This window comes from Roseisolibacter sp. H3M3-2, from assembly GCF_029211165.1.
In the GTDB taxonomy this organism is placed as follows: Bacteria; Gemmatimonadota; Gemmatimonadetes; order Gemmatimonadales; family Gemmatimonadaceae; genus Roseisolibacter.
On record NZ_JARGEK010000378.1, the window covers coordinates 1 to 4,468 of the forward strand.

4 protein-coding genes are annotated in these 4,468 nt (G+C 74.8%); all 4 read left to right on the forward strand.

The genetic code is table 11. The features are described 5' to 3' along the window. Positions 1 to 372: 372 nt before the first annotated feature. From PYV61_RS21420 to PYV61_RS21435, 4 genes are read left to right on the forward strand one after another with little or no spacing between them, the layout of a single operon-like run. Positions 373 to 774 (forward strand): response regulator, encoded by a 402-nt coding sequence (locus tag PYV61_RS21420; protein WP_275835479.1) that lies wholly within the window; start codon positions 373 to 375, stop codon positions 772 to 774. A gap of 30 nt (positions 775 to 804) precedes the next feature. Next, positions 805 to 1,776, forward strand: coding sequence for a diguanylate cyclase (locus PYV61_RS21425; protein WP_275835481.1), 972 nt, complete (start codon positions 805 to 807; stop codon positions 1,774 to 1,776). A gap of 47 nt (positions 1,777 to 1,823) precedes the next feature. Further along, positions 1,824 to 3,896: an NAD-dependent DNA ligase LigA gene (ligA, locus tag PYV61_RS21430; RefSeq protein ID WP_275835483.1), complete on the forward strand. Its 2,073-nt coding sequence runs from the start codon at positions 1,824 to 1,826 to the stop codon at positions 3,894 to 3,896. Then, positions 3,893 to 4,414 (forward strand): V4R domain-containing protein, encoded by a 522-nt coding sequence (locus tag PYV61_RS21435; RefSeq protein ID WP_275835485.1) that lies wholly within the window; start codon positions 3,893 to 3,895, stop codon positions 4,412 to 4,414. Before ligA ends, PYV61_RS21435 begins: the two co-directional genes overlap by 4 nt. The last annotated feature ends 54 nt before the right edge of the window (positions 4,415 to 4,468 follow it).

The following is a 4,468-nucleotide window of genomic DNA, read 5'->3' on the forward strand; positions in this document are numbered from 1 at the left end:
GGTCGTCGGTGGCCGCCGCGCGCGCGCGGGGGGCGGGACGGGCCGCGGCGAGTCGGTCGCGGAGCCCGGTCACGCGGTCGCGCACCTGGCTGGCGGCGGGGCGCGGGGCGGGCGCCGGGGCGGGGGTCGAACGGCTGGCCATCGAGGGGTCACTCCTGCGCGCGAATCGTGGTAAGGAAATTGCCGTGCTCGTCGGCAGCGCTGCGTCCGGCTCTCTCGTACTGGGGGGAGTCGCGTCGGGCGGCCCGCGGTGGCGCGAGGGATGCGACTGCTCCGGTCCGACCGAGCGACCCGGCGCGCCTGTCGTGGGCGACGTCACGTGCTTAGTTACACGCCCCGCCACCACCGCCCGCCCGCCCGACCGAGGGACACATGAGCGCGACCGGCAAGACCGTCCTCCTCGTGGAAGACAACGAGGACAACCGCATCGTCTATTCCACGATCCTGCGGCACTTCGGCTACACGGTGACCGAGGCGCTCAACGGCGAGGAAGGGATCGCCAAGGCGAAGTCGGAGAAGCCGGACCTGATCCTGATGGACATCTCCATCCCGATCATCGACGGCTGGGAGGCGACGCAGGTGCTGAAGCACGACCCGGAGACGCGCAGCATCCCGATCATCGCGCTCACGGCGCACGCCCTGGCGAGCGACCGCGAGAAGGCGATGGAGGTCGGCTGCGACGGGTACCTGGCCAAGCCGTGCGAGCCGCGCGCGGTGGTCGCCGAGGTGCAGCGGTTCCTCGGGAAGGGGGAGCCGGCGGCCACGCGGGCCTGAGCCGCGGGGGCGCGCATTCCGGAGTCCGCCGTGACCCGCATCCTGGTGGTCGACGACCACGAGGACAACGTCGAGCTGCTCCGCGCCCGCCTGGCGGCGCGCGGCTACGAGATCGAGACCGCCCGCGACGGGCTGGAGGCGCTGGAGCGCGTGCACGCGCGCGCCCCCGACCTCATCCTGCTCGACGTCATGATGCCGAAGCTCGACGGCATCGAGGTGGTGCGCCGGCTCAAGGGGAACCCCGAGCTGCCGTTCATCCCCATCATCATGCAGACGGCGCTCGAGACCACCGAGGACAAGGTGGAGGGGCTCGACGCGGGCGCCGACGACTACATCACGAAGCCGATCGACTTCGCCGAGCTCGAGGCGCGGGTGAAGTCGCTGCTGCGCATCAAGGCGCTGCAGGAGGAGCTGGCGACCGCCAACGCCGCGCTCCGCCGGATGTCGCAGACCGACGGCCTCACCGGCATCGACAACCGCCGGCACATCGAGGAGCGGCTGACCGAGATGTTCGAGCACTCGGCGCGCCTCAACGAGCCGCTGGCGGTCGTGATGTGCGACGTGGACCACTTCAAGAGCGTCAACGACACCCTCGGCCACCAGGCCGGCGACGCGGTGCTGCGGCAGGTGGCGGACGTGCTGCGCCACACCGCGCGCGAGATCGACCGCGTCGGGCGCTACGGCGGCGAGGAGTTCATCGTGCTGCTGCCGGGGGCGAACCTCGACGACGCGATGGCGTTCGCGGAGCGGGTGCGCGAGCGGGTCGCGGGGCGCGCCTTCGCGTACGACGGCGGCGAGGTGCGGCGCACGCTGAGCGCCGGCGCGGCGGCGTGGCCGCACCCCGAGATCCGGCACCAGGAGGCGCTCGTGCACGCGGCCGACCAGGCGCTGTACGTGGCCAAGGAGACGGGGCGCAACCGCGTGGTCGCCTACGACTCGCCGACGTTCCGCGCGCACGTGCGCCCCGAGGCCGCGGACGGCGCGGCGGCCGCCGCGCGGTAAGCCCGCGGCAGCGGCGGGGCGGGCGGGGGCGCGCTATGTTTGCCGCCATGACCGCTTCCGCCCCCCGCCCCGGCGCCCCGCCCGCGGAGCTGTCCGCGCGCGCGGCCGCCCTGCGCGAGCAGCTCGAGCGCGCGTCGCACGAGTACCACGTCCTCGACCGCCCGACCATCTCGGACGCCGAGTACGACCGGCTGTTCCGCGAGCTGCAGGCGCTGGAGGCCGAGCACCCGACGCTCCGCACCCCCGACTCGCCGACGCAGCGCGTGGGGGCCGAGCCGCAGTCGGCGCTCCCCAAGCACCGCCACCTGGTGCCGATGCTGTCGCTCGGCAACGCCTTCACCGACGAGGAGCTGGCGGCGTGGGAGGAGCGCGCGGTGCGCCTCGCCGGCGCCGCGGTGCGCGCCGCCGGCTACAGCGCGGAGCTCAAGATCGACGGCGCGGCGGTGAGCCTCACCTACGAGGGCGGCGTGCTCGCCGTCGGCGCGACGCGCGGCAACGGCACCGTCGGCGAGGTGGTGACGCCCAACCTGCGCACCATCCGCGACGTCCCGCTCCGCCTGCGCGCCGACGGGAAGGTGAAGCCGCCCGCCGGCGTGATCGAGATCCGCGGCGAGGTCTACATGAACTTCAGCCGCTTCGAGCAGATGAACGCCGAGCGGGTGAAGGCCGGCGAGCCGGTGTTCGCCAACCCGCGCAACTCGGCGGCGGGCGCGCTGCGGCAGCTCGACCCGCGCATCACCGCCCAGCGCCCGCTCCGCTTCTTCGGGTACGCGGTCGCCCGCCCCGACGGCGCCCCCGCCCTCCCCTTCCGCACGCAGACCGAGCTGCTGGAGGCGCTGGCCGCCTGGGGGGTCCCGGTCGCGCCGCACCGCCGCCGCTGCGAGACGCTGGCCGAGGTGCACGAGTGGGCGCACGAGGTCGAGCGCACGACGCGCGCGCAGCTCGACTTCGCGATCGACGGCGGCGTGGTGAAGGTCGACGCGCTGGCGCTGCAGGCCGAGCTGGGCGACGTGGGGCGCGAGCCGCGGTGGGCGGTGGCGCGCAAGTTCGCCCCCGACATCGCCGAGTCGACGCTGCTCGACATCCAGGTGAACGTCGGGCGCACCGGCTCGATCAACCCGTTCGCGATGCTGGAGCCGGTCGAGATCGGGGGCGCGACCGTGAAGCTGGCGACGCTGCACAACTTCGCCCTCATCGCCGACAAGGACCTCCGGGTCGGCGACCGCGTGCAGGTCAAGCGCGCCGGCGAGGTGATCCCGCAGGTCATCGGCCCGATCCCCGAGAAGCGCGACCCGGCGCACCCGCCGGCGCCGTACGCGCCGCCGACGGCATGCCCGTCGTGCGGCACCGCGCTGGTGGCCGGCGAGGACCGGGGGATGCTCTACTGCCCCAACTTCCAGTGCCCGGCGCGGCAGCTGGAGGCGCTGGTGCACTTCGCGTCGCGCGCGGCGATGGACATCCGCGGGCTGTCGTACGCGCGCATCGAGCAGCTGCTGCAGGCGGGGCTGGTGCGCGACGCGGCCTCGCTCTACGACCTGACGGCGGCGCAGCTCACGGCGCTGGAGCGGTTCGCCGACAAGAGCGCCGAGAACCTGGTGCAGGCGATCGCCGACTCGCGCGCGCAGCCGCTGTCGCGCCTGATCTTCGCGCTCGGCATCGACTACGTGGGGGAGATCGCGGCGCGGCTGCTGGCGCGGCACTTCGGCACGATGGACCGCCTGGCCGCGGCGACCGAGGCCGACATCCTGGCCGTGCGCGGGATCGGCGACGTCATCGCCCACTCGGCGTTCCGCTGGTTCTCCGACCCGCAGGCGCAGATCCTGATCGAGCGGCTGCGCGAGCGCGGGCTGACGCTGGAGGAGCCGCACGCGGCGTCGGGGACGACCTTCGCCGGGATGACCTTCGTGATCACGGGGACGCTGCCGACGCTGTCGCGCGACCAGGCCACGGCGCTCGTCGAGCAGCACGGCGGGCGCGTGACGAGCAGCGTCTCCAAGAAGACGAGCGTCGTGGTGGCCGGCGAGGAGGCGGGAGGGAAGCTCGAGCGCGCGCGCGAGCTGGGCGTGCTCGTGATCGACGAGGCGGAGCTGCGCCGCCGCGCCGAGGGGGGCGCGCCGTGACGGCGCCCGCGCGGCGCGGGGTCGGGCTCCCCGGGACGCTGGTGCAGGCGCTGCGCGGCGCCGCGCTGGCCGCGGAGGGGGGCGAGGCGCGCCTGCGCGACGCCGGCTACGACGCGGGGCGCGCGCTCTACGACGACTTCGCGGCCTGGATGGCCGACCGCGCCGGCGTCGAGGACCCGTCGCGCGCCTCGCTGGCGACCTTCGGCGAGTCGCTCGGCGCGTACGCGGCGGCGCACGGGTGGGGAACGCTGGAGCTGGAGCCCGAGGCGCCGGGCGCGAAGGGGCTGCCGACGCTGCGCGCCGCGGGGTGGTTCGAGGTCGAGCCGGAGGGGGCGGCCCCCTACCCCGCCTGCCAGTTCACGACCGGGCTGCTCGCCGGCTTCCTCGGCCGCCTCGCGGGACAGCCGCTGGCCGTGCTGGAGCTGTCGTGCGCGTCGTGCGGCGAGCCCGCGTGCCGCTTCGTGATCGGCAGCGCGGCGGCGCTGGCGCAGGTGTACGCGGCGCGGTACGGGAACTGACGACCTGCGACCTGCGACCTGCGACCTGCGACCTGCGACCTGCGACCTGCGACC